At 61.5% G+C, this 22,932-nt stretch carries 22 protein-coding genes and 1 tRNA gene; 11 read left to right on the forward strand and 12 right to left on the reverse strand.

The genetic code is table 11. The annotated features are described in order from the left end of the window. Positions 1–92: 92 nt before the first annotated feature. The 5 genes from Q0859_RS07500 to Q0859_RS07520 form a co-directional block, all read right to left on the reverse strand. Positions 93–848, reverse strand: coding sequence for an ABC transporter ATP-binding protein (locus Q0859_RS07500; RefSeq protein WP_299149306.1), 756 nt, complete (start codon positions 846–848; stop codon positions 93–95). 84 nt (positions 849–932) lie between these two features. Then, entirely contained in the window at positions 933–1,697 is a 765-nt protein-coding gene (locus Q0859_RS07505; RefSeq protein WP_299149308.1) for an ABC transporter ATP-binding protein, read from the reverse strand. Positions 1,698–1,711: 14 nt separating this feature from the next. Then, a complete protein-coding gene (locus Q0859_RS07510; protein ID WP_299149310.1) occupies positions 1,712–2,908 on the reverse strand; it encodes a branched-chain amino acid ABC transporter permease in 1,197 nt (398 codons plus the stop codon). Positions 2,909–2,911: 3 nt separating this feature from the next. Then, positions 2,912–3,943, reverse strand: a complete 1,032-nt coding sequence (locus Q0859_RS07515) for a branched-chain amino acid ABC transporter permease (RefSeq protein WP_299149312.1) — start codon at positions 3,941–3,943, stop codon at positions 2,912–2,914. A 103-nt stretch (positions 3,944–4,046) separates the two neighbouring features. Next, entirely contained in the window at positions 4,047–5,387 is a 1,341-nt protein-coding gene (locus tag Q0859_RS07520; RefSeq protein ID WP_299149314.1) for a substrate-binding protein, read from the reverse strand. A 234-nt stretch (positions 5,388–5,621) separates the two neighbouring features. Between Q0859_RS07520 and Q0859_RS07525 the strand changes: the two genes are divergently transcribed. From Q0859_RS07525 to Q0859_RS07545, 5 genes are all read left to right on the forward strand, one after another. Beyond that, the gene (locus Q0859_RS07525; protein WP_299149316.1) at positions 5,622–6,920 is read left to right on the forward strand and encodes a short-chain fatty acyl-CoA regulator family protein; all 1,299 of its coding nucleotides are present in this window, start codon (positions 5,622–5,624) and stop codon (positions 6,918–6,920) included. Between the two features lie 99 nt (positions 6,921–7,019). Then, the gene (locus Q0859_RS07530; protein WP_299149318.1) at positions 7,020–7,394 is read left to right on the forward strand and encodes a response regulator; all 375 of its coding nucleotides are present in this window, start codon (positions 7,020–7,022) and stop codon (positions 7,392–7,394) included. Continuing rightward, complete coding sequence (locus Q0859_RS07535; RefSeq protein WP_299149320.1) at positions 7,391–7,690, forward strand: hypothetical protein; 300 nt, start codon at positions 7,391–7,393, stop codon at positions 7,688–7,690. Before Q0859_RS07530 ends, Q0859_RS07535 begins: the two co-directional genes overlap by 4 nt. Beyond that, positions 7,687–10,368: a sensor histidine kinase gene (locus Q0859_RS07540; RefSeq protein WP_299149323.1), complete on the forward strand. Its 2,682-nt coding sequence runs from the start codon at positions 7,687–7,689 to the stop codon at positions 10,366–10,368. Before Q0859_RS07535 ends, Q0859_RS07540 begins: the two co-directional genes overlap by 4 nt. 67 nt (positions 10,369–10,435) lie before the next feature. Then, a complete protein-coding gene (locus Q0859_RS07545; RefSeq protein ID WP_299149326.1) occupies positions 10,436–11,644 on the forward strand; it encodes a flagellar motor switch protein FliM in 1,209 nt (402 codons plus the stop codon). Here Q0859_RS07545 and Q0859_RS07550 read toward each other — a convergent pair. The 4 genes from Q0859_RS07550 to Q0859_RS07565 are packed head-to-tail and all read right to left on the reverse strand — an operon-like array spanning position 11,641 to position 13,189. Next, the gene (locus Q0859_RS07550; protein ID WP_299149330.1) at positions 11,641–12,075 is read right to left on the reverse strand and encodes a TIGR01244 family sulfur transferase; all 435 of its coding nucleotides are present in this window, start codon (positions 12,073–12,075) and stop codon (positions 11,641–11,643) included. The two genes, Q0859_RS07545 and Q0859_RS07550, sit on opposite strands and share 4 nt — an antisense overlap. A 9-nt stretch (positions 12,076–12,084) precedes the next feature. After that, the gene (locus Q0859_RS07555; protein ID WP_299149333.1) at positions 12,085–12,516 is read right to left on the reverse strand and encodes a DUF6691 family protein; all 432 of its coding nucleotides are present in this window, start codon (positions 12,514–12,516) and stop codon (positions 12,085–12,087) included. Further along, positions 12,516–12,935, reverse strand: a complete 420-nt coding sequence (locus Q0859_RS07560) for a YeeE/YedE thiosulfate transporter family protein (RefSeq protein WP_299149335.1) — start codon at positions 12,933–12,935, stop codon at positions 12,516–12,518. The genes Q0859_RS07555 and Q0859_RS07560 overlap by 1 nt, the downstream gene beginning before the upstream one ends. An 11-nt stretch (positions 12,936–12,946) precedes the next feature. Beyond that, positions 12,947–13,189, reverse strand: a complete 243-nt coding sequence (locus Q0859_RS07565) for a hypothetical protein (protein ID WP_299149338.1) — start codon at positions 13,187–13,189, stop codon at positions 12,947–12,949. A 119-nt stretch (positions 13,190–13,308) separates the two neighbouring features. Between Q0859_RS07565 and Q0859_RS07570 the strand changes: the two genes are divergently transcribed. Continuing rightward, positions 13,309–13,572, forward strand: a complete 264-nt coding sequence (locus tag Q0859_RS07570) for a DUF2312 domain-containing protein (protein ID WP_299149341.1) — start codon at positions 13,309–13,311, stop codon at positions 13,570–13,572. A gap of 42 nt (positions 13,573–13,614) precedes the next feature. Here the strand turns inward: Q0859_RS07570 and Q0859_RS07575 are convergent, their stop codons facing one another. Further along, positions 13,615–14,490 (reverse strand): hypothetical protein, encoded by an 876-nt coding sequence (locus tag Q0859_RS07575; protein ID WP_299149344.1) that lies wholly within the window; start codon positions 14,488–14,490, stop codon positions 13,615–13,617. 132 nt (positions 14,491–14,622) lie between these two features. Between Q0859_RS07575 and Q0859_RS07580 the strand changes: the two genes are divergently transcribed. The 3 genes from Q0859_RS07580 (at position 14,623) to Q0859_RS07590 (ending at position 17,693) form a co-directional block, all read left to right on the forward strand. Next, positions 14,623–14,698 (forward strand) — tRNA-Thr (locus Q0859_RS07580). A 683-nt stretch (positions 14,699–15,381) separates the two neighbouring features. Beyond that, positions 15,382–16,497 (forward strand): CaiB/BaiF CoA-transferase family protein, encoded by a 1,116-nt coding sequence (locus Q0859_RS07585; protein ID WP_299149346.1) that lies wholly within the window; start codon positions 15,382–15,384, stop codon positions 16,495–16,497. After that, entirely contained in the window at positions 16,494–17,693 is a 1,200-nt protein-coding gene (locus Q0859_RS07590) for an FAD-dependent monooxygenase (RefSeq protein WP_299149347.1), read from the forward strand. Before Q0859_RS07585 ends, Q0859_RS07590 begins: the two co-directional genes overlap by 4 nt. Here the strand turns inward: Q0859_RS07590 and Q0859_RS07595 are convergent. Then, complete coding sequence (locus Q0859_RS07595; RefSeq protein ID WP_299149349.1) at positions 17,678–17,938, reverse strand: hypothetical protein; 261 nt, start codon at positions 17,936–17,938, stop codon at positions 17,678–17,680. The genes Q0859_RS07590 and Q0859_RS07595 overlap by 16 nt on opposite strands. A gap of 142 nt (positions 17,939–18,080) precedes the next feature. Further along, entirely contained in the window at positions 18,081–20,036 is a 1,956-nt protein-coding gene (gene acs / locus Q0859_RS07600; protein ID WP_299149351.1) for an acetate--CoA ligase, read from the reverse strand. Positions 20,037–20,480: 444 nt separating this feature from the next. Between acs and Q0859_RS07605 the strand changes: the two genes are divergently transcribed. Beyond that, positions 20,481–21,575, forward strand: a complete 1,095-nt coding sequence (locus Q0859_RS07605; protein WP_299149354.1) for a zinc-binding dehydrogenase — start codon at positions 20,481–20,483, stop codon at positions 21,573–21,575. A gap of 291 nt (positions 21,576–21,866) precedes the next feature. Next, a complete protein-coding gene (locus Q0859_RS07610; RefSeq protein WP_299149355.1) occupies positions 21,867–22,883 on the forward strand; it encodes a C4-dicarboxylate TRAP transporter substrate-binding protein in 1,017 nt (338 codons plus the stop codon). Positions 22,884–22,932: the final 49 nt, after the last annotated feature.

Here is a 22,932-nt window from a genome sequence, read left to right on the forward strand (position 1 = left end):
GTTGAACCGGTTCTTTGGTCTGCGTGGACGTTGGGGAACGCAAAAACCCGGCCCCTTGGGACCGGATTTGTGCATCGCACCTCAAAATGGGCTCAGATCGCGAGGTATTCGGCGCGCAATTCCTCGTTTTCCAGCACTTCGGCGGCGGTGCCGTCAAAGACGATCCCGCCGGTGTCGAGGATCACGGCCCGGTCTGCCAGTTGCAGGGCGCGCACGGCGTTCTGTTCGACGATGATGGTGGTGATCCCCTGTTCCTTGATGATCCCGAGCGTCTTTTCGATCTCGTCCACGATCACCGGGGCCAGCCCTTCATAGGGTTCGTCCAGCAGCAGCACCTTGATGTCGCGGGCCAGCGCGCGGGCGATGGCGAGCATCTGTTGCTCGCCGCCCGACAGGGTCGTGCCCTCCTGGCTGCGGCGTTCGCCCAAGCGGGGGAATAAATCGTAAAGCCGCTCGATGGACCAGCCGATGGGTGGCGCGATCTGGGCGAGCTTGAGGTTTTCCTCGACCGTGAGGCCGGGAATGATGCGCCGGTCTTCGGGGACAAGCCCAAGGCCCGCCTGGCTGGCCTCGTGGCTCGACATGTTGTGCAGCGGTTTGTGATCGAGCCAGATTTCACCATGGGTGACTTCCGGATCGCCAATGCGCGCGATAGAGCGCAAGGTCGAAGTCTTGCCCGCCCCGTTGCGCCCCAGAAGTGCGAGGATCTCGCCCTCGTGCACGTTAAAGCTGATGCCTTGCACGATATAGCTTTCGCCGTAATAGGCGTGCATGTCCCAGACCGACAGAAAAGCAGGGGCGGTGGCGGCGTGATTCACGCCTTTTTCGAAGGATGGTTTGACGTTCATGGGGCCGTCCTCAAATTCGGGCTGATGGTGGGCAAATTGCCCACCATCAGCGGGTGTCGGGGTAGCGTGGGCACGCTGCCCACCTCATGCGGCGTCCTGGGATTCGCCCAGATAAGCTTCGCGCACCTTGGGGTGGCCCTTGATCTTGTCGGGCGTGTCTTCGACCAGCGGCGTGCCTTGTGCCAGCACCGTGATCCGTTCGGCCAGCGAGAACACCACATGCATGTCATGTTCGATGATGGCAATGGTGATATCGCGGTCGTCCTTGATCTGTTTGAGCAGATCGATGGTGTTGTTCGTATCCGCCCGCGCCATTCCGGCGGTCGGTTCGTCCAGCAGCAACAGGCGTGGTTCCTGTGACAGGCACATCCCGATCTCAAGCCGCCGTTTGTCGCCGCGCGAGAGGGACGCTGCATGCATGTGCCGCTTGTCCGCCATGTTCATCTCTTCGAGCATGTGGCTTGCCCGGTCGAACATTTCGCCGTCCTTGCGCATTGCCGCGAAAGCGTTGGGCGTGAATGCCCCGTCCCGTTTGGCGAAACAGGGGATCAGCATGTTTTCCATCACCGTCAGGTCGCCGAAGATTTCGGGCGTTTGAAACACGCGCGAAATACCCATCTGGTTGATCTCGTAGGGTTTGCGCCCCAGCACCGATTGCCCGTCGAACATGACGGAGCCTGTGTCGGGGATCAGCTTGCCCACAAGGCAGTTCAGGAGCGTGGACTTGCCCGCGCCGTTGGGTCCGATGATCGCATGGACCGAGTTTTCCGCCACGCTCAGGTTCACGTCCCCGAGGGCCTGAAGCCCGCCGAACCGTTTGCCGACACCTTTGACGTCGAGAATTCCCATGATCGTTCCTCCTCTTATTCCGCAGGTGTGGTTTTGCCGTCAGGCGTGTTGTCGGATGGTTTCTTGCGCTTGAACAGGGCGGCGACCCGCTGTCCGCCTTCGACCAGCCCGCCGGGCAGGAAGATGACCACGGCCATGAAGATCAGCCCCAGTGTCAGGTGCCAGCCTTTGCCGATGAACGGATAGACCAGCGTGATGACAAAGTCCTGCAACCCATCCGGCATGAAGGCGAACCATTCATAAAGGATGTCCTTGTTGATCTTGGACAGGATGTTTTCCATGTACTTGATCGCCCCTGCGCCAAGGACCGGCCCGATCAACGTGCCGACACCGCCAAGGATCGACATCAGAACCACTTCGCCCGAGGCCGTCCAGAACATCCGTTCCGCCCCCACTTGCGTGTCCATCGCCACCATCAGACCGCCCGCAAGCCCGGCATACATGCCCGAGATCACAAAGGCCGCCAGCGTGTAGGGCTTGGCGTTGAGCCCGGTATAGTTCAGCCGCTGCTGATTGGATTTGACTGCGCGCAGCATCATTCCGAAGGGCGAGCGGAAGATGCGGATCGACATGTAAAACGCAAAGATCATCACCACAGCCGCGACGTAGTAGCCGACGTTGAACGTAAAGACCCATCCGCCCATGGCCAGTTCCGTGCTGCTGCCCATTTCCAGCCCGAACAGGTTTGCCTTGGGCGCATTGCCCGTCAGCGCCGCGTCCAGAATGCGCGGGTCGGTCACCTTGGGTTGCAAGCCGGTTTCTCCACCCGTGATCGGTGTCAGCACCGAATAGGCCAGCGAATAGGACATCTGCGCAAAGGCCAGCGTCAGGATCGAAAAGTAGATGCCCGAGCGGCGGAGGCTGATCCACCCAACCGCAAGGCTGAAGATACCGGCTACGATCACCGATACCACGATGCCGGGGATCACGTTCATCGTCAGAAGCTTCATCATCCACATCGCCGCATAGGATCCGACCCCGAGGAAGGCCGCGTGCCCAAAGGACAGGTACCCCGTCAGCCCGAACAGGATGTTGAACCCGATGGCGAAGATCCCGAAGATCACGAACCGCTGCATCAGGTCCGGGTAGCCCGCGTTGAACTGGGCCATGCCGGAGTCGACCGGAAAGGGGTTGAGGATGAAGGGCGCGGCCATGGTCAGCAGCGTGACCAGCAACAGAAGGCGAAAGTCTTTGGCTTCAAGTCCGAACATGGCTTAGTCCTCCATCACGCCCTTGCGGCCCATAAGGCCCCGAGGACGGGTCAACAGAATGATGATTGCGACAAGATAGATGATGATCTGGTTGAGGCCGGGCAGCACGTCCAGCACTTCGCGCATCGACGCAAAGCTTTCGAGGATGCCAAGCAGGAAGCCTGCGGCGACCGCACCGGGCAGTGAGCCCATGCCGCCCACGACGACGACCACAAAGGACAGCACAAGGAAGTCCATGCCCATGTGGTAATTGGGCGAGTTTATCGGGGTATACATTACCCCCGCCAGCCCCGCGACAGCTGCCGCGATCCCGAACATGAGCGTAAAGCGTCGGTCGATGTTGATGCCAAGCAGTTGTACCGTCTCGCGGTCCGCCATCCCGGCCCGCACGACCATCCCGAAGGTGGTGAATTGCAAGAAGGCAAAGACCGCACCGATGATCACGGCCGCAAAGCCGAAATAGATGATCCGCCAGTAGGGGTAGATGATGACATTGGGATCAAAACCCATCATCGCGCCAAAGTCGAACGATCCCTTGAACGCCGATGGGGCAGGGGTCGGGATCGGGTTGGCTCCGTAGTAATATTTGATGATCTCTTGCAGCACAATGGCGAGGCCGAAGGTCACAAGGATCTGGTCCGCATGGGGACGCTTGTAAAAGTGTTTGATCAGCCCTCGCTCCATCAGGACGCCGATGGAGACCATGACCGGAATCGCGAAGATGATCGACAGCGGCACGGCCCAATCGATGATCGCATCCCCCGTGGCTTGTCCGAACCAGTCATAGACATAGGGCACATCCACCTTCAGCGGATTGCCAAGAAAGTCGGTTTGGGTCTCGTCCACCACCTCGTGGCTCAGCGAAATGATCCGGCTGAGCGTCACCGCACAGAACGCGCCGATCATAAACAGTGCCCCGTGGGCAAAGTTGACCACACCCAACGTGCCGAAGATGAGCGTAAGGCCAAGCGCAATCAGCGCATAGGCAGAGCCCTTGTCGAGCCCGTTGAGTACTTGAAGGATGATCGCTTCCATCGGACTGACCTTTGGTTTGAGCAATAGGTGCCACACCAGCGTGCGCCGGGGCAGGGCAGGGTGGGCCAGTCAGGCGGCCCACCCAGATCTTTCAAAGGATCGCTTAGGCGCCTGGGTTGCAGGAGCCCAGTTCGCCACCAAAGATCGACGCGTCATACGTGACCTGGCTGGTGGGTGTGACTTCCACGATCTCCAGAAGGTCGAACTCGGATGTCGGGTTCTCTTTTCCTTTCACGACCAGCACGTCCTTGAAGCACTGGTGGTCTTCGCCACGATAGAGCGTCGGGCCGTTGCCCATGCCGTCGAACTGGAAGTCCTCGAGGGCTTCGCCGACCGCGCATGGGTTGAACGAACCGGCCCGCTCGACCGCATCCGCATAAAGCAGCGCCTGCACGTAGCAGGTGTGTGCTGCCTGGCTGGGTGGGAAGCCGTATTTGGTGCCGAAGGATTGCACGAACGCTTTGGAGCCTTCGTCCTGCAACGACCAGTGCCAGTTGGTGGACCCGAAGATGCCTTTGACGTTTGCGCCCGCACCCTTCGCCATGAGGCGCGAGTAGAGCGGCACGACGATCTCGAAGTTCTTGTTGTTCACCAGCTTGTCGCGCAGGCCGAACTGAACCGCGTTTGTCAGCGAATTCACCATGTTCCCGCCGTAGTGGTTCAGAACCAGCACGTCCGCGCCCGATTGCAGAACCGGCGCGATGTAGGAGGAGAAGTCGGTTTGTGTCAGCGGTGTTTTCACAGCCGCAACAGTTTCCCAACCCATGGCTTCGGTCGAGGTCCGCACCGCTTCTTCTGTGGTATAGCCCCAGTTGTAGTCCGCCGTCAGGTGATAGGCCTTGCGGTCCGTGCCGTAGTTATTGGCAAGGATTGGGGCCAGCGCCGCACCGGACATGTAGGAATTGAAGAAATGGCGGAAGCCATTGGCCTTCTTGTCCTTGCCGGTGGTGTCGTTGGAGTGGGTCAGGCCGGCCATGAAGATCACGCCCGCCTCTTGGCAGAGCGCCTGCACGGCCACAGCCACACCGGAGGACGAGCCGCCCGTGATCATCACGGCACCGTCTTTTTCGATCATGGAGCGGGCCGAGGCGCGGGCCGCATCCGATTTCGTCTGCGTGTCGCCGGTGACGTATTCGACTTTCTTGCCCAGGATGCCGTTGCCTTGCAGGGCCTTGGACGAGAACGTGTTCATCAGGCCGCCGTCGCCGCCGCCGTTCAGGTGTTCGACCGCCAGTTCGTAGGCGCGCAACTCGTCCGCGCCCTCATCCGCGTAGGGGCCGGTCTGTGGCACGTTGAAACCCAGTGTGACCGAGCTGCCTTCGGGCGCGTTGGTAAAGCCCGAATGGCCGTCCGCGCGCAGATACGTTGGCAACGTGAGACCAGCAGCGCCGGCCACTGCGCCGGTCTGGATCACGCCACGACGTGTCAGGTTCATCTTGGACATAAATATCCTCCCAAATGTTGAAATGCACCTCCCCGCTTCTTCGGGCAGGGGTGTGCGGCACCTTTTGATGCAAAGCAGTTATGCCGTCGCTTCGGAAAATTGCGCAATAACCCCCTTGTTTTTCACGATTATTTTGTAAATATATCCACAAGTTCGCGGCTCACTTTGTAAACTTCATTATGTTGCGTCGCAGAAACGCGTTGAAATGGAACACGAAACCAAAGGATGCAGCCCATGGCTCGTGAGGCATTGACCGGCACCCGCATCCGCGAACGCCGCGTGATGGCAGGCTACAAACAGTCCGATCTGGCCCGTCAGATCGGCATTTCCGCCTCATATCTGAACCTGATCGAACACAACCGGCGCAGAATCGGAGGCAAGCTGCTGCTCGACATTGCGCAGGCCCTTGCAGTTGAGGCATCGGCCCTGACCGAAGGGGCCGAAGCCGCCCTGATCGCGGCCCTGCGCGACGCGGGCGAGGGCACTCCCATGACCGAGGCCGAAGCGATGCGTGCCGAGGAATTCGCGGGCCGTTTTCCCGGCTGGGCCGAGGCGTTGGCGGCGGCCCATCGCAAGATCGCCGGACTTGAGCGCACGGTCGAATCCCTCAGTGACCGGCTGGCCCATGACCCGGCCCTCGCGGCGTCGGTGCACGAGGTTCTGTCCACCGCTGCCTCGATCCGGTCCACCGCGTCGATCCTGGCCGGAGACAAGGACATCGCACCGGAATGGCGCGACCGCTTTCACGCCAATATCGACGCCGACAGCCGCCGCCTTGCGGAAAGTTCCAAAACCCTTGTCGGCTTTCTGGATGCCGAAACCGGCGAGGCGGCCTCGACCAGTTCCCCCCAGGAAGAGGTCGAGGCGTTTCTGCTGGCTCACGATTACAGCTTTGAGGCCTTGGAAAAGGGGCGCACGGATGTCCCCACCTTGATCGCCGCCGCCCCCGAATTGTCGTCCCATGCCTCTCGTCACATCGCCGCTGGTATCCTGACCCGCCTCAAGGCCGACAGCACGCGGGTGGCCATGTCCGATCTGCGCGCCGCGCTGGCGGCCAATATCACCGATCCGATCGATTTGTCGGAAAAGTTCGGTGTATCGATTGCGCGGATCATGCGCCGCCTCGCGTCAGTGCCCGAATATGGCTGCGGCCTTGTGGTGTCGGACCGGTCGGGCAGTCTGTTGTTTCGCAAAGGCATCGAGGGGTTCACGATTCCCCGCTTTGGGGCGGCCTGTCCGCTGTGGCCGCTGTTTCAGGGCTTGAGCCAGCCGGGGCAGGTCGTGCACCAGCGGGTCCGCATGGCAGGGCGGGCGGACGCGGTGTTTGATTGCTATGCCACGGCCCAACCGATGGGCCGGGTTGTGCTGAACGTGCCCCCGCTGATCGAGGCCACGATGCTGATCGTGCGCGCGCCGAACGCGGCCCGGAACGAGGGCACCCCTGCCACTGAAATCGGGGCGGCTTGCCGGATTTGTCCGGTTGCCGGATGCGCGGCGCGGCGCGAACCGTCGATCCTCAGCGACGGGTTCTGAGGCTTTTGACAGAACGCCCAAAACCTCACATAGTCAAGACGCGCCGCGGGAGAGGTCGAAGACCACGGGGGGGCGGCGCGATCAGGGAGGAAAAAGAGCATGGGCAAGCATGTTCTGCTCGTCGAAGACGAGACCAACATCATTGAAGCGATCCGTTTTCTGCTGAGCCGGGAAGGCTGGCAGGTCGATACCCATTCGGATGGGGCGACGGCGGTGGACACGATCCAGTCCATGCGCCCCGATCTGGTGATCCTCGATTATATGCTGCCGGGCAAAAGTGGGCTGGATATTCTGACCGAAGTGCGCGCCGATCCCGATTTTGCCAAGATGCCGGTGTTGATGCTGACGGCACGGGGGCAGTCGCGCGACCGCGAACAGGCTGAAAAGGCGGGGGTCAGCCGCTTTATGACCAAACCGTATTCCAATACCGAAGTCATGACGGCCGTGCGTGACCTTGTTCAACTGGCCCAATGAGTGACACTGGCACCTCTCCTCCTGTGTTCCTTGAGCAGCGCGGGTATCGTCGCCGCCGCTTGATGGATGCGTTGCGCCTGTTGCCGATTGCGGGCATCGCCTTGTGGCTGTTGCCGGTGTTCTGGCCGACCGTTGCGGATGGCCCTGACGCGCCCGAGCCGATGGCGATGTCGTCGGCGATTGTCTATGTCTTTGTAGTGTGGATCGGTCTGATCATGGCGGCCTTTGCGCTGTGGGCGACATTGTTTGCCCATCGCGACACCTCCACCGACCAAGACGGCGAGGCCCCTAGGTGACCTCCGTCAATCAGCTGATCGGCGTCAGCCTTGGCTATGTCATCTTTCTGTTTGCCATCGCCTATCTCGCGGAGCGTGCCGCGCAGCGGGGCAAGGGGGGGTGGCTGCGCTCTCCGCTCGTTTATACCCTGTCCCTGTCGATCTATTGCACCGCGTGGACGTTTTACGGTGCCGTCGGCTATGCGGCCCGGTCAGGGATGGAGTTCGTCACGATTTATCTGGGCCCCAGCCTTGTGATGATCGGCTGGTGGTGGGCCTTGCGCAAATTGGTGCGCATTGGGCGGGCGCAGCGGGCCACATCGGTGGCGGACCTGATTTCCGCCCGCTATGGCAAGTCCAACCTGCTTGCCATTGTGGTCACCATCATGGCCGTGATCGGCGTGACCCCTTACATTGCGCTCCAATTGCAGTCAGTCACCCTGTCGCTGTCGATCTTTTCCGAACCCGGCGGGGATGCCCCGCTCAACCAGTTGATCGCGGGATTTTGGGTCGCCTTTGGCCTTGCGATCTTTACCGTCCTGTTCGGAACCCGGAACCTCAACGCCAACGAACGCCATGATGGCGTCGTGATCGCCATTGCGGTCGAAGCGGTTGTCAAGCTGATTGCACTGTTGGCGGTGGGCATCTTTGTGGTCTGGGGCGTGGCGGGGGGGCTTGCCCCGATGATGGAGCAGATTGACGCCTCGCCCATTGGCGCGTGGGACATGGATCGCAGCCGGTGGGTGGCGCTGACGGCCCTGTCTGCCGCGGCCTTTCTGGCACTGCCCCGCATGTTTCAGGTCATGGTGGTCGAGAATGAGGACGAGCGGCACCTGCAAATCGCAAGCTGGGCGTTTCCGGTCTATTTGCTGCTGATGAGCCTGTTTGTGGTGCCCATCGCAGTCGTCGGCCTTGATCTGATGCCTGCGGGGTCCAATCCCGACCTGTTCGTGTTGACCGTGCCCTTGGCGCAGGGGCAGGTGGGGCTGGCTACTCTCAGTTTCCTGGGCGGATTTTCGTCGGCCACGTCGATGGTGATTGTGGCCACGCTGGCGCTGTCGACGATGATGTCCAACCATGTGGTGATGCCTGTGTGGCTCAACCTGCAAGGGCCGGGTGCGCAGGTGTCGGGGGATGTGCGCAATGTGGTGATCCTGTCGCGGCGCGCCTCGATCCTGATGATCATCGGGCTTGGCTATCTCTATTACCGCTTTTCGGGCGGTGGCTCGGCGCTGGCGGCGATGGGTTTGATCTCATTTGCGGGGGTGGCGCAGTTCCTGCCTGCGATGATGGGCGGTATTTTCTGGCGGGGGGCGACGCGGTGGGGAGCATTGGCGGGGCTGTGTGTCGGTTTTTCCGTCTGGGTCTTTTGTTCGCTGCTGCCCAGCTTTGGCCCCGGTGCGGTGCTGAGTGTTGCCACCTTCGACACCGGGTTGTTTGGCCTATCATGGTTGCGCCCGCAGGCCCTGTTCGGGATCAGCGGGCTGGACCCGACCGTCCACGCCATCGTGTGGTCGATCACGCTGAACACGACGGCCTTCGTGATCGTGTCGCTGTTCACCTTTCCCGGCCCGCTTGAGCGGTTGCAGGGCGCGCAATTCGTCAACGTCTTTGATCATTCCACCCAAGCCCGGGGCTGGGACGCCGCCCTTGCCACCTCCGAAGATCTGCTGATTATGACGCAGCGGATATTGGGGGCTACCGAGGCGCTTGACCTGTTCCGTGCCGAGGCTGCGCGCCAGGGCGTACAGGGCCATCTGCCCGAACCCACACCGGGTTTTCTGCAACAGCTTGAGCGTGAATTGACCGGCTCGGTCGGAGCCGCAACTGCGCATGCCATGATCAGCCAATTGGTCGGGGGCGCATCGGTGTCGGTGCAGGATTTGATGGCGGTGGCGGACGAGTCCGCGCAGATCCTCGAATATTCCAACCAGCTTGAGGCAAAATCGTCCGAACTCAGCCGCACAGCGCGCAAGCTGCGTGACGCCAACGCGAAACTGACCGCGCTTTCGGTGCAGAAGGATGCATTCCTCAGCCAGATCAGTCACGAATTGCGCACGCCCATGACCTCGATCCGCTCGTTTTCGGAAATCCTGCGGGATACGGATGGGTTGGGGCAGGTCGAAAAGACGAAATATGCCTCCATCATCCATGGTGAGGCGATCCGTCTGACGCGGTTGCTGGATGATCTGCTGGACCTCAGTGTGTTGGAAAACGGGCAGGTCAATCTGAACTTCGAGACCGGGACACTCAGCACTGTTCTGGAAAAGGCGATCCTGACGGCGCAGGCCAGCGGGACCGGCCCGTTGGACATCCGGCGTCGTCATCTGGACGAGGCGGTGACCCTGACCACCGACCTTGATCGGCTGACGCAGGTCTTCATCAATCTGATTACAAATGCACAGAAATATTGTCAGGCGGACGAGCCGCGGCTGGTGATTGAAGTGCGTCAGGACGACGGTGCGATTGCGGTCGTCTTCTCGGACAACGGCATGCCGATCCCCCCTGCGGCGCGTGCGCTGATTTTTGAAAAATTCGCCCGGATCAGTGACAATGACGAGGCGGGCGCGGGTCTTGGCCTCGCGATTTGCCGCGAGATCATGACGCGGCTTGGGGGCGAAATCTCGTTTCAGGGCGGGCCGTCGGGCAATGCGTTTACCGTTCATCTGCCGACACAGGCGGCGCTGGCTGCTCAATAGCTGTGCTTAAAATACTGTTGTGTTGTAAAGCGGTTGGTAACCAATCTGGCCTAGACCTGAGCGCGTAATGGCGAGCCGCGCGGCGGCGGAGGATATGGGCGACACCAAACCAGACACCGTGTTGGGGCGCATCGCGGCCGCTGGTCGCCAAGAGCGTGACGCGCGCGCAATGACGCTGCAAAAGGCGATGCGTCTCAGCGTGGCCAAGGTGGCGGATACGCTGATGGATCTGCCCATGGCCGTGATCGGGGCCGTGGTTCAGGGGGTCAGCGGTGAAAACGTGCCCGATATGCTGGACGACGAGGTGCTGTTGATGTTGATGGACGGACCGCGGGGCTGCGTCGGGGCGGCGATGATTGATCCGGTTGTGGTGGGCGGGCTGATCCAGCAGCAAACCATGGGTAAGGTACAGCCCGACAAGGGGGACAGTCGGCCGATGACCCGCACCGATGCCGCTGTGTGTGCGCCCCTTTTGGACGCGGTGATTGCACGGGTTGCGGGGATATTGGATGACGCGGGCGATCGCGCCCTGATTGATGGGTTTTGTTTTGGGGCCAAGGCGGAGTCGGGGCGCACGCTGGCCATGGCGCTTGAGGCGTCAGACTATACCGCGATCAAACTGACGGTGGATATGGCGCGCGGCGCACGGCAGGGCGAGATCACGCTGATTCTGCCCAATCCCGAGGCCCGGGAAGAGCCGCATGACAGCGCAGAAGACGGCACGGCCCCCCAAGCACCGGCGGCTGACCTGTCGTCGACGGTGATGGGTCTGCATGCAGAGTTGAACATGGTGATCTGCCAGATGGATCTGCCGCTGAGTGCGGTGCGCGCGCTTGAGGTCGGTGACGCCTTCCCGCTCACACCGGGGCAGTTCCCGTCTGTTCAGATCACGACGACAACGGGGCGCATCATCGGGCGTGGCATTGTCGGGCAGGTCGATGGAATGCGCGCCGTCAAGCCACAGCGCAAACCGCTCCATGCCTCGCAACCCTTGCGCAGGGCCAGCGATGAGCCGCTGGTCGACATGCCCCAGGTCGAGGAGTTTGTGACCGCCCGGCGGCGCGAAGAGGACGCGGATGAGGTCAGCGATCAGGAGTTGGAGGCGACCATGGCCGCGCTTGACGCGGAGCTTACGGCGTCAGACCTGCCTGATCTTGCAACGCCTGTTGCGGTGGCGGACGACACATCGCTGCCGGATCTGGATGATCTGCCGGACCTCGCCGACTTACCGGACCTTGCGGATTTGCCCGATCTCGCCATGCAAAATGTAGGTTAGGGGGCCTTGGCCCGCGCAATCGCCACAAGCGTCGGGCGCAGGTTGTCCAGATCATATCCGCCTGCGCGGGCCGCCGCCAGAATGTCGTCGGCCGCCATCTGTCTGGCCTGACCCAGACACCACACCACGGTCGAGCGTGTTCCGGAGGCGCAATAGGCCAGCACCGCACCCTGCGCGTGCGCGGCTATGTCCATCTGTGCGCCCACATTTTCCGGGTTCATCGTCTGGTGCGTCAGCGGCAGCCGCACAAATTCCAGCCCCGCCGCCCGTGCCGCCTGTTCAACCGCATCGGCCTGGAAGGCGGGCGGCACCTCGGCGTCGGGGCGGTTGCAGATCACGGTTGTGATGCCTGCGGCGGCCACGGCTTGCATATCCGTGGGGTCAACTTGCGGGGCCACAAAATAGGTTGGGGTGATTTGTCGGATGTCCATGGTCGCAGGCTATGCCGCCCTCTCGGCACTGTCCAGCGCGCGGCGCAGACGCGGGACAGCTCCCATGCCCGTCAGCATTGCCGCAAGGAACAGGGCCCCCTGCCATCCGCCATAGCTCAGCGATGCCAGCGCAGGGCCGGGGCACAATCCAACAAGGCCCCAGCCAATGCCAAACAGCACCGAGCCGACGATCAACGGACGGGTTATCTCGTGCCGGGGCGGGGCCGGAAAGGTGCCGCCCGACAGCGGAGCCCGCCCCCGCGTCACCCGCCATGCCACTGCCATCGGCAGGATCGCGCCCCCCATCACAAAGGCCAGCGTCGGATCCCACGCGCCCGCAAAATCCAGAAACCCCCGCACCTTTGTTGTATCGGTCATGCCCGAGATGTGCAGGCCTGCGCCAAAGAGTGCCCCGCTGAGCGCTGCAATCATCAAACGCATCACAGACCCAACCCGATCCGCATCGCCGTGACCGTCATCGCGCCCGCGCCGATATAGGCCAGCGTCGCCGCAAAACCACGTACCGACAGGCGCGACATCCCGCACACCCCGTGCCCGGATGTGCATCCGTTGGCAAAGCGTGTGCCGATCCCGACGGCCAGCCCGCCTGTGATCAACAGCACCGGGGCCGAGGCTGCCTGCGTGTCGACCTGCCAGCCACCAAGGCTCATCAGCGCGGGCATCCCGATCAGCCCTGCAATGAATGCAAGTGTTGAACCCCGATCGGTTGCGGACCCGTCAATCAGTCCACCGACAATGCCGCTTGCCCCCATGATGCGTCCGTTGCCCAGTAACATCAGCGCCGCTGCACTGCCGATCAGCAGACCGCCGATCAACCCGTATATCCACTCTATCTGCATACCTGCGATCCCTACGCCAGAAAGATGCCGACGATGACCAGCATCAGCCCGATCACCGACAAGAACAGCGCACCCATGTTCAACGGCAAGACCCGCGCCATGACGGTCCGCATCCCTTCGTCATCCAATTGCGCCCGCCGCGCGCGCCACACTTTGACGATGCACCAGATCAACCCCGCAAGACCGACCACAGACACCGCAGCGCCGCTCCAGATCAACGCATCAAACACACCAAAAGCCGTCGTATTTTCCATGCGCGCAGGGCTACCGCAGGCCCGGGCGGTTGGCAAGAACGCTGCGGCCCCAAACCCTCTTGCAGGGCGGGATGCACCCGGCTATCCCGCGAGTCACCCTCAAGCGCCAGGAGCCTGACATGACCGACACCGCCACCAATGCCGAAAGCTATCGCGTCACCGCCGACGAGCTGCGCCAGTTCATCGAGCGTATCGAGCGTCTGGATATGGAAAAACGCGATCTGGCGGATCAGCAAAAAGAGGTGATGGCCGAGGCCAAGGCCCGCGGCTATGACACCAAGGTCATGCGCAAGGTCATCGCGCTGCGCAAACGTGACAAGGACGACATTGCCGAAGAAGAAGCGGTGTTGGAGATGTATAAAGAGGCGCTTGGCATGAGCTGATGCGCCCAAGGGCGATGCGGCGATAAGACACCTTAAGGCGCCCTAAGGCGCGATGAACGTGACCCCGGGAATCCGCGCCACCCGCGTCATGTCTTCTTCATAGATCTCGGTGAGTGCCTCAATCGTGCTGTCATCCCACCCGGGTGCGTCCAGTTCTTCCTCGATCTCGTCATCAATGGCGAACTTGTCGAGGAACGCCGCAATCACGCGCCGTTTCTGCATTTCAGTCATGGTGGGGTGGGAGTGCAGGTAGGCGCGAAACCGCTGCATCCCTTCGGCGGACATGATCTCTGACAACAGATCAAAGCCGCCAATGATTTTTTCACCATGTTCGAGCCCGGCCATCTCACGGATGATCTGAGCCCACAACATCGGCATGTCCTCAAAACACCATGTGGTGAGTGTGATGCGGGGCACCGCGGCGCGGATTTGGTCGATGGTGTCGGACCAGCGGATTGCGCCGGGGTCGGCCCTGCGCAGAAAACTGTCCATATCGGCCTGAGGGGCATTGGTGAACAAGGCGGGCAGGAAGGTTGCGGGATTGCGCATGGCCAGAAACACTTCGATATCATCATGCGGGAACAGCGATGACAAATGCGCCAGCCGCCGGGGCGCGTCGTGATAAATCATCCCGTTCCGCACGCAGGCCCTGGGGGCACCGAACAGATACATGTGACTGAGAATCATGCGATCCGCACTTTCCTCGTCGAGGATGGCATCCAGCAGGATATCGCGCGCTTCGGGGGCGGGGGGCGCGTCCTCAAGGGCGTCGAGCGTTTCACGCAATAACACCCGGTACTTGCCTGGCGCGGGGACAGCCACACCCCGGCTTGAGAACTGTTCCTTGTTGCGCAGCAAACAGCGCATAAGCCGTTCATTTTCGGTAAAATGCGCACCTGCATGCAGAACCAGTTGCATCGTTTGTGACCTCGATCTTGTCTGGTGAGTTCGGTAACGAGGTATACCTGTTTTGCGACAGGATAAAACCTCTGCTCGTGATGCAAAACCATCTTGCACGCACGCGCGACTTTGATTAGACCCGCGCCGAATGCCCCTATAGCTCAGCTGGTAGAGCAACTGATTTGTAATCAGTAGGTCCGCGGTTCGAGTCCGTGTGGGGGCACCATTTCACACTGAGAATTATCGTTTTTAGCTGGGTTTCAGGTACTGCGGGGCTTTTGGTCTCTCTTCTGATCCCTCCGCAGATAGCGCCACACAGTGTGCTGCGATGTTTTTCCCGGGGGCACCTTACCTTCTTTCATGTGCTCGTCGGCCTCCAAATCCGCTTTCAAAGCAGTCAAGGCGTGATTAACGCTCACCCGTATTTGCTGGCGACTCAAAAACTGCGTGTCGGGCGGGACATGGCCCAAGCCCTCTTGACTGTGTTCCAACCAACTTTGCGCAATCCGCCGAGCGGGCATTTGTTGGCATTCTTTGGATCAGGATCGCCAATGCTTCGGCTAAGCCATTGTAAATCAACCGGATTGATCGAGACCTAAATTCGATGACAGTGTTGGATATGGCTACCTCATAACATCCATTTTGATTTGGGATGTGATCCGATTGTCCAATTCCATCTGCAACGGACCGACCTGTTCTTGCGTCAGTCTTTCGACGTCAACAGCTATTTGGTCTGTCCACGTTTGTCGATTTGCCCCTACGGTCATTACATGGATCAACCACACGGTCTTTGGGGGTGAAAGCACCCATGGCAGATCGACCTTCAGGATGGGCATCACCTACGGATAGGGGTGTAGTTCCCGATATCGCCAAATATACTCCCGAAAGATAGTAAAGGGTGAGGGGCCTATGCCGGGACCGTTGGACAGTCTGAAAGTGGTGGAGTTTTCGGGACTTGGGCCTGCGCCGCTGGCGGGGCAATTGCTGGCGGATCTGGGCGCGCAGGTCTGCGTGATCGACAGGGTTTCCGGCCCTGCGCACGCCCATGACATCAACCGGCGGGGCAAGTCATCCGTTGCGCTGAACCTCAAATCACCTGCCGGACAAAGGGTCGCGCGGCAGATGATGGCGGCGGCCGATATCGTGATCGAAGGGTTCCGGCCCGGCGTGATGGAGCGGTTGGGCCTTGGCCCCGAAACCTGTCCCGACACTGTCATTTACGGGCGCATGACCGGGTGGGGGCAGGCGGGGCCGATGGCCCATGTGGCGGGCCACGACATCACATATCTTGCGACCACGGGTGTCTTGCACATGATGGGCACGCCCGAGGCCCCGCCGAAACCGCCGCTGAACCTTGTGGCGGATTACGGCGGCGGCACGATGTTTCTGCTTTATGGGCTGCTTGCGGCTGTGATCTCGCGCGGGGTGACAGGGCGGGGTCAGGTGGTTGATGCGGCCATGATCGACGGGGTGCCTGCGATGATGGGCTTGATCCACGGGCTGATGGCGCAGGGCGTGTGGGGCGCGCCGGGGGCCAATTGGCTGGATGGTGGTGCACCGTTTTATCGCTGCTATCGCTGCGCGGATGGGCGTGATGTGGCTGTGGGCGCGCTTGAGCCGCAGTTTTACGCGCTGTTGCTGCGGGGACTGGGGCTGGAGCACGCGGCGCTGCCCGCACAGATGGACCGGGCGGCATGGCCACGGGTGACGGCGCGACTGGCAGATATCTTTGCCACGCGCACGCGGGATGAATGGGCGGCGGCCTTTGAAGGGACTGATGCCTGTGTCGCCCCGGTTCTGAGCATGGAGGAGGCGGCAGAGCACCCGCATCTGGGGCCACGTGGTGTTTATGCGGACCTTGATGGGGTGCGCCAAAGTGCGCCCGCGCCACGGTTTTCCGGCACGCCTGCGCCGAAACCGCGCCCGCCGGGTGTGCGGGGCGGCGACACCGACACGGTAATGCGCGACCTTGGCTATCACGCTGATCAGGTTGCGCAAATGCGCGCTGATGGTGTCCTGACATGAAAGCGATGATCGCAGGGGGCGGCATCGGCGGGCTGGCCAGTGCCATTGCGCTGCGCCTGCGGGGGTGGGATGTGAGCGTGTTCGAACAGGCCCCGGCCCTGGGCGACGTGGGGGCGGGGCTGCAAATCTCACCCAATGGCTGGCGGGTGCTGGAGGGTTTGGGCGTCGTTCCGCATCTGGAGCACGCCGCGTTCGAACCCGAAGCCATCGAAATGCGTATGGGGCGCTCGGGCCGGCAGGTGTTCCACTTGCCGATGAAAGCATACGCCCGCGAGCGTTGGCGCGCGCCCTATATGCATGTTCATCGCGCGGATTTGGCGGATGCGCTGGCAGCGCGGCTGGCCACACTTGCGCCGGATGCGGTGCAGACGGGGCGGGTTGTCGCGGGCTTTGCCCAAGCGGGTCGTACCGCCACGCTGCGCTTTGGGGATGGCAGCACTGCTGACGGCGACTGCATCATCGGGGCTGATGGGCTGCATTCGGTTGTTCGCGCGCAAATGCTGGGGCCGGATCATCCGCGCTATACCGGCAATGTGGCGTGGCGTGCGGTGGTCCCGGTGGACGCTTTGGGAGATTTTGCGCCGCCCCCCACCGCCTGTGTCTGGGCGGGGGACCGACGGCATGCGGTCACGACGCGGTTGCGTGGCGGGATGCTGGCGAATTTTGTCGGGATGGTTGAACAGGTCGAACCCGCGCGCGAAGGCTGGCGGATCGAAGGCAGCAAAGCCGACGCACAGGCTGCGTTTGCAGGCTGGCATCCGGTGATTTCGACGCTGATCTCCAAGGCCGGCACGCTGAACCGATGGGCGCTGTTTGATCGGGCCCCTTTGCCGCGATGGCATGATGGGCGGGTGGGTCTGATGGGGGATGCGGCGCATCCGATGTTGCCCTCAATGGCGCAAGGGGCGGTGCAAGCCCTTGAGGATGCGTGGGTTTTGGCCGAGGCGCTGGGTGATGCAGCCTCGATCGATGCAGGGTTTGCGCGCCACTTCGAGGCCCGCATCGCACGCACCAGTCGCATCCAGAAAGGCTCGGCTGCGAACGCGCGCCTGTTTCACAAAGGCTCTGTCTTGGGACGCATGGGTTTCTATGGACCTATGGCGATAGGGGCCCGGTTGGTGCCGGGGCTGATCCATGCCCGCCAGGACTGGGTCTATCGCTATGACGCGCGCACTGCGCTTCAGGGCGCACCCTGACCGCGCACAGCCATTGGGGTCTGTCCCGTCCACCCCTGAAACGCCCGGCCAAACGAATTGGGATCGCGACAGGCCAGCAGATAGCTGATCTCTTCGACTTGCAGATCGGTGTTGCACAGATACTGACGGGCGAGAACCTCGGGGGTACCGAGGCGCAAGCGATTAGCGACGGTCTGAACACCGGCCTCACCCGCTGGCAACATGTCGGGCAGGGCGGTGACGGGGATGTCGGCGGGAAAGCGCATGCGCCGCAGGAGATCGGCAGGATCAATGCGCAACAGGCCACACATTTGCTGGGCGGTGCGTGCGATTTTGTAGTGGATGTGATCAGCAGCTGACCCTGCATCCCACGAGCCCTGGTGCGCCAGTGTTGGCGCACCACCCAGATCAGGGCCGCTTGTTCATACGGTTTTCGATCAGGTCATCAACCACGCTTGGGTCCGCCAAGGTCGAGGTGTCGCCAAGGGCTGCAAAGTCATCCTCGGCGATCTTGCGCAGGATGCGCCGCATGATCTTGCCGGACCGGGTTTTCGGCAGGCCGGGTGCCCATTGGATCAGATCAGGCGAGGCGATGGGCCCAATCTCGTTGCGCACCCATGTGCGCAGCTCTTTGCGCAACGCCTCATCCGGTTCCTGCCCATTCATCAGCGTGACATAGCAATAGATGCCTTGCCCTTTGATATCATGGGGATAGCCGACCACTGCGGCCTCAGCGACCTTGGCATGGGCCACCAGTGCGCTTTCGACCTCGGCGGTGCCCATCCGGTGGCCCGAGACGTTGATCACGTCATCGACGCGGCCTGTGATCCAGTAGTCACCATCCTCGTCCCGGCGGCACCCGTCACCGGTAAAGTAATAGCCTTTGTAGTCGCTGAAATAGGTTTTTTCGAAGCGCTCGTGATCTTCCCACACGGTGCGCATCTGGCCGGGCCAGCTGTCGGCAATGCACAGCACTCCCTCGACCCCGTTGCCTTCGATGATGTCGCCGGTGGCAGGTTCCAGCACAACCGGTTTGATGCCAAAAAACGGCTTCATCGCGGAGCCGGGCTTGGTCGCATGCGCACCGGGCAGGGGGGTCATCAAATGCCCGCCCGTTTCGGTCTGCCACCACGTGTCCACAATCGGACAGCGTCCGCCCCCGACCACGTCATTGTACCAGTTCCACGCTTCGGGATTGATCGGCTCGCCCACGGTGCCAAGCAGTTTCAGGCTGCTCAGATCACATTTCGCGACCGGGTCGTTGCCATGGGCCATCAGCGCGCGGATCGCGGTTGGGGCGGTGTAAAACTGCGCCACCCTGTGCTTTTCACAGACCTGCCAGAACCGCGAGGCATCGGGGTATGTCGGCACCCCTTCAAACATCAGCGTCGTCGCCCCATTCGCCAGAGGCCCATAGACGATATAACTGTGGCCCGTGACCCAGCCCACATCGGCCGTGCACCAGTAGACGTCGCCATCGTGGTAATCGAAGGTGATTTCATGGGTGAGGGCGGCATAGACGATGTAGCCCCCGGTCGTGTGAACGACGCCCTTGGGCTGCCCGGTCGAGCCCGAGGTATAAAGGATGAACAGTGGGTCTTCGGCGTTCATTTCCTCGGGCGGGCAGTCGGCATCGACCCCTTCGGCAGCCTCGTGCAGCCAGTGATCCAGCCCGTCGCGCCATGCGATCTGCTGGCCTGTGCGTTTGACCACAAGACAATGTGTGTCGTGCATCACGTTGATGAGCGCCTGATTGACGTTGTCCTTGAGGTTGGTGGTCCGCCCGCCGCGCGGGGCCCCGTCGGATGTGATCACCACCTTGGCGTCGCAGCCTGAAACGCGGGCGGCCAGCGCGTCGGGCGAAAAGCCTGCGAATACGATGGAATGAATGGCCCCGATCCGCGTACAGGCCAGCATCGCATAAGCGGCCTCGGGGATCATCGGCATGTAAAGAACAACCCGATCCCCCCGCCCAACACCCAATGATTTCAACACATTGGCCATCTTGCATGTCTCGGCATGCAATTGTTTGTAGGTGATGTGTAGCGCGTCTTCGTCGGGGCTGTCTGGTTCCCAGATGATGGCCGTCTGATCGCCGCGGGTTGCCAGATGCCGGTCAATGCAGTTGGCCGAGACGTTCAACGTCCCATCAGCGTACCAGTTGATGTTGACGTTCCCGAACGCATAGCTGACGTCCTTGACCGTCTTATAAGGGTTGATCCAGTCGATGCGCTTGCCATGCTGGTCCCAAAACGCTTCCGGGTCGCTGATCGAGGCGGCATACATCGCATCATATTTGGCGGCGTCCACATGGGTGCTGGCCACCATTTCGGGGGATGGGGCATAGGTTTTGGTGTTGGGCATGGGGTCCTCCACGGGGTCTTGTGTTTGATATGTCGAAGGGGCGTCCGGGTGCGGCCATCCTCCTGTGGCGGCGCAGTCGGGCGCGGGTCCCCCTCCATTTGGCTGCGATCATAGCCAAAGCGATAAAGAATGAAATAAAACGCTGAAGGTGCGCGGCTTTGTTGTAAATATGTTTCCGAAAAACTGTAAAGTCTGTAAATATACAATCTAACTATTCATATAAATGCAAGTATTACAGATGATTAGAGGTTAATGTGAAGGTGATCCTATCCCGACAAAAGCCACCCCTGCACCGCCTTGCCCCGACCTCGCGCCGCCCGGAACCACACCCCGCATCGGCCCCACGTTACACATCACCATTGCAACATCCTGAAACGAGGCCCTATTCCTGTGCGCTGAATTGCGATCAGATGGCCCTCCGACACCCATAAGGAGCTTTGACAGATGAGCCTGCCCGATACGATGAATGCCTTTGTGCTGCACGCGCATGGCGACATGGATGCGCTCAAATACCACGCCGATTGGCCAATGCCGTCTGTCGGCCCGGACGATGTGTTGATCAAGGTCGGGGCTTGCGGGCTCAACAACACGGACGTCAACACGCGCGTGGGGTGGTATTCCAAGGCGGTGACGGCGGCCACGTCGGGGGATGGATACGACGCCATCGATGATGAGGATCCCAGTTGGGGTGGGGCTCCCATCACCTTTCCGCGCATTCAGGGCGCGGATGCTGTGGGCACCGTCATCGCGGTCGGAGCCAACGCGCCGTCCGATCTGATCGGCAGGCGGGTGATGACGGACGGGTGGCTACGCGACTGGTCCGATCCGATGAACCGGGACAAGACGGGGTATTACGGCAGCGAACGGGACGGGGGCTTTGCACAATATACCACCGCGGATCACCGTGGGGTCGGGGTGGTCAACAGCGCACTCAGCGATGCGGAACTGGCCACGTTCATCTGCTCCTACACCACAGCCGAAGGTATGCTGGCGCGCGCCGATGTCGGTGCCGATGACGTGGTGCTGGTCACCGGGGCATCAGGCGGCGTCGGCTCGGCGCTTGTCCAACTGGCCAAACGGCGCGGGGCAGTGGTGGTGGGCATGGCATCCGGGGCAAAGCACGCAGATATGGCCGCTTTGGGCGCGGATGCGCTGCTGCCGCGTCAGCCAGACAACCTCAAACACGCGCTCAAAAGGGCAATCGGGCGCGACACGGTCACGGTGGTAGCCGATATCGTGGGTGGCCCGGCCTTCGGTGGCATCATCGATGTGCTCGCACGGGGTGGGCGTTACACCTGCTCGGGTGCGATCGCCGGGCCACTGGTCGAACTGGACTTGCGTACGTTCTATCTGCGCGACCTGACATTTACAGGCTCGACTGTCGTGCCGCTCAACATATTTGGGGACGTCATCGAATATATCGAACGGGGCGAGGTGAAACCGCTTCTGGCCGCTACATATCCTCTGAGCGAGTTGCACGCCGCGCAAACCGCCTTCATCGACAAGACCCATGTGGGCAATATCGTGGTGGTGCCCTGAACGCCCCGACATCTTCTTTTGACCAGAAATACCGCGGGGGAGGCCTCTGGCCAGGGCAGCGCCCCTTGTACTTAAGGAGTCCGGCCTCTGGCCGGGGGCGGAGCCCCTTTTCTTAACAAGTCCGGCCTCTGGCCGAGGGCGGAGCCCCCTTTCTTAACAAGTCCGGCCTCTGGCCGGGGGGGCAGAGCCCCCATGCGCTCTATCCACCCCTTGGCCCTTGGCAGCGCTGCAATGCCACGCTAGCTTCTGGCTCAAGCGGGCCACCACGTCCCGCATTTCAGGGAGAAACACATGAACAAATTTGCAATCGGCGCCGTTGTCACTGCGATTTCGGGCACGTTCGCACTCGAAGCCGCGGCCACCGAATGGAACGTATCGGTCTGGGGCAAACGCCGCGCCTTCACCGAACATGTCGAAAAGCTGGCCGAGCTGGTCAGTGAAAAGACCAACGGCGAGTTCACCATGAACATCAGCTATGGGGGCCTCTCCAAGAACCGCGAGAACCTTGACGGGATCAGCATCGGCGCGTTCGAGATGGCGCAGTTCTGTGCGGGCTACCACCGGGACAAGAACCGCGTGATCACCGTTCTTGAACTGCCCTTCCTCGGGGTCGAGAACCTCGAACAGGAAGTGGCCGTATCCGCCGCCGTCTATGCCCACCCCGCCGCGACCGAGGAAATGGCGCAGTGGAATGCCAAGCTGCTGATGACGTCGCCCATGCCGCAATATAACCTTGTTGGCACCGGCGAACCGCGTGCCAGCCTCGCGGATTTTGAAGGCATGCGCGTGCGTGCGACAGGTGGTATCGGCAACGCCTTTGCTGCCGTGGGCGGTGTGCCCACATCCGTGACCGCGACCGAGGCATATCAGGCCATGGAATCGGGTGTCGTGGACACGGTCGCCTTTGCGCAGCACGCCCACTTGTCCTTCGGTACGATCAATCAGGCCGAATGGTGGACGGCGAACCTGAACCCCGGCACCGTGAACTGCCCTGTTGTGGTGAACATCGACGCCTACGAGGCGCTGTCGGATGCGGAGCGCGAGGCGCTGGACAGCTCGGTGCCCGAAGCGATTGACCACTACCTCGCCAACTACGCCGAACTGCTTCAGCGTTGGGATTCGGTGCTGGAAGAGAAAGGCGTGCAGAAGGTCGAAATTGATGCTGGTGTGATCGACGAATTCCGCGCCAAGGCCGCGGATCCGATCCGCGACGAGTGGATTGCCGACATGGAAGGGCAAGGCCTGCCCGGTCAGGAACTCTATGACCTCGTGGTCAAGACACTGGCCGACGCCAAGTCCGGCAGCTGAGCCAACGTAGGGTGGGCAATATTGCCCACCCTACATCCAGACATATCCT

The organism is uncultured Tateyamaria sp. (assembly GCF_947497045.1).
In the GTDB taxonomy this organism is placed as follows: domain Bacteria; phylum Pseudomonadota; class Alphaproteobacteria; order Rhodobacterales; family Rhodobacteraceae; genus Tateyamaria.

What these genes read in the sequence shown, in the direction of transcription:
- Q0859_RS07585 (WP_299149346.1), top strand. Translation starts at nt 15,382, where the DNA reads ATGCCGGGACCGTTGGACAGTCTGAAAGTGGTGGAGTTTTCGGGACTT.
- Q0859_RS07500 (WP_299149306.1), bottom strand. Translation starts at nt 848, where the DNA reads ATGAACGTCAAACCATCCTTCGAAAAAGGCGTGAATCACGCCGCCACC.
- Q0859_RS07570 (WP_299149341.1), top strand. Translation starts at nt 13,309, where the DNA reads ATGACCGACACCGCCACCAATGCCGAAAGCTATCGCGTCACCGCCGAC.
- Q0859_RS07575 (WP_299149344.1), bottom strand. Translation starts at nt 14,490, where the DNA reads ATGCAACTGGTTCTGCATGCAGGTGCGCATTTTACCGAAAATGAACGG.
- Q0859_RS07525 (WP_299149316.1), top strand. Translation starts at nt 5,622, where the DNA reads ATGGCTCGTGAGGCATTGACCGGCACCCGCATCCGCGAACGCCGCGTG.
- Q0859_RS07520 (WP_299149314.1), bottom strand. Translation starts at nt 5,387, where the DNA reads ATGTCCAAGATGAACCTGACACGTCGTGGCGTGATCCAGACCGGCGCA.
- Q0859_RS07560 (WP_299149335.1), bottom strand. Translation starts at nt 12,935, where the DNA reads ATGCAGATAGAGTGGATATACGGGTTGATCGGCGGTCTGCTGATCGGC.
- acs (WP_299149351.1), bottom strand. Translation starts at nt 20,036, where the DNA reads ATGCCCAACACCAAAACCTATGCCCCATCCCCCGAAATGGTGGCCAGC.
- Q0859_RS07550 (WP_299149330.1), bottom strand. Translation starts at nt 12,075, where the DNA reads ATGGACATCCGACAAATCACCCCAACCTATTTTGTGGCCCCGCAAGTT.
- Q0859_RS07605 (WP_299149354.1), top strand. Translation starts at nt 20,481, where the DNA reads ATGAGCCTGCCCGATACGATGAATGCCTTTGTGCTGCACGCGCATGGC.
- Q0859_RS07595 (WP_299149349.1), bottom strand. Translation starts at nt 17,938, where the DNA reads ATGCGCTTTCCCGCCGACATCCCCGTCACCGCCCTGCCCGACATGTTG.
- Q0859_RS07530 (WP_299149318.1), top strand. Translation starts at nt 7,020, where the DNA reads ATGGGCAAGCATGTTCTGCTCGTCGAAGACGAGACCAACATCATTGAA.
- Q0859_RS07545 (WP_299149326.1), top strand. Translation starts at nt 10,436, where the DNA reads ATGGCGAGCCGCGCGGCGGCGGAGGATATGGGCGACACCAAACCAGAC.
- Q0859_RS07565 (WP_299149338.1), bottom strand. Translation starts at nt 13,189, where the DNA reads ATGGAAAATACGACGGCTTTTGGTGTGTTTGATGCGTTGATCTGGAGC.
- Q0859_RS07505 (WP_299149308.1), bottom strand. Translation starts at nt 1,697, where the DNA reads ATGGGAATTCTCGACGTCAAAGGTGTCGGCAAACGGTTCGGCGGGCTT.
- Q0859_RS07535 (WP_299149320.1), top strand. Translation starts at nt 7,391, where the DNA reads ATGAGTGACACTGGCACCTCTCCTCCTGTGTTCCTTGAGCAGCGCGGG.
- Q0859_RS07590 (WP_299149347.1), top strand. Translation starts at nt 16,494, where the DNA reads ATGAAAGCGATGATCGCAGGGGGCGGCATCGGCGGGCTGGCCAGTGCC.
- Q0859_RS07510 (WP_299149310.1), bottom strand. Translation starts at nt 2,908, where the DNA reads ATGTTCGGACTTGAAGCCAAAGACTTTCGCCTTCTGTTGCTGGTCACG.
- Q0859_RS07515 (WP_299149312.1), bottom strand. Translation starts at nt 3,943, where the DNA reads ATGGAAGCGATCATCCTTCAAGTACTCAACGGGCTCGACAAGGGCTCT.
- Q0859_RS07555 (WP_299149333.1), bottom strand. Translation starts at nt 12,516, where the DNA reads ATGCGTTTGATGATTGCAGCGCTCAGCGGGGCACTCTTTGGCGCAGGC.
- Q0859_RS07610 (WP_299149355.1), top strand. Translation starts at nt 21,867, where the DNA reads ATGAACAAATTTGCAATCGGCGCCGTTGTCACTGCGATTTCGGGCACG.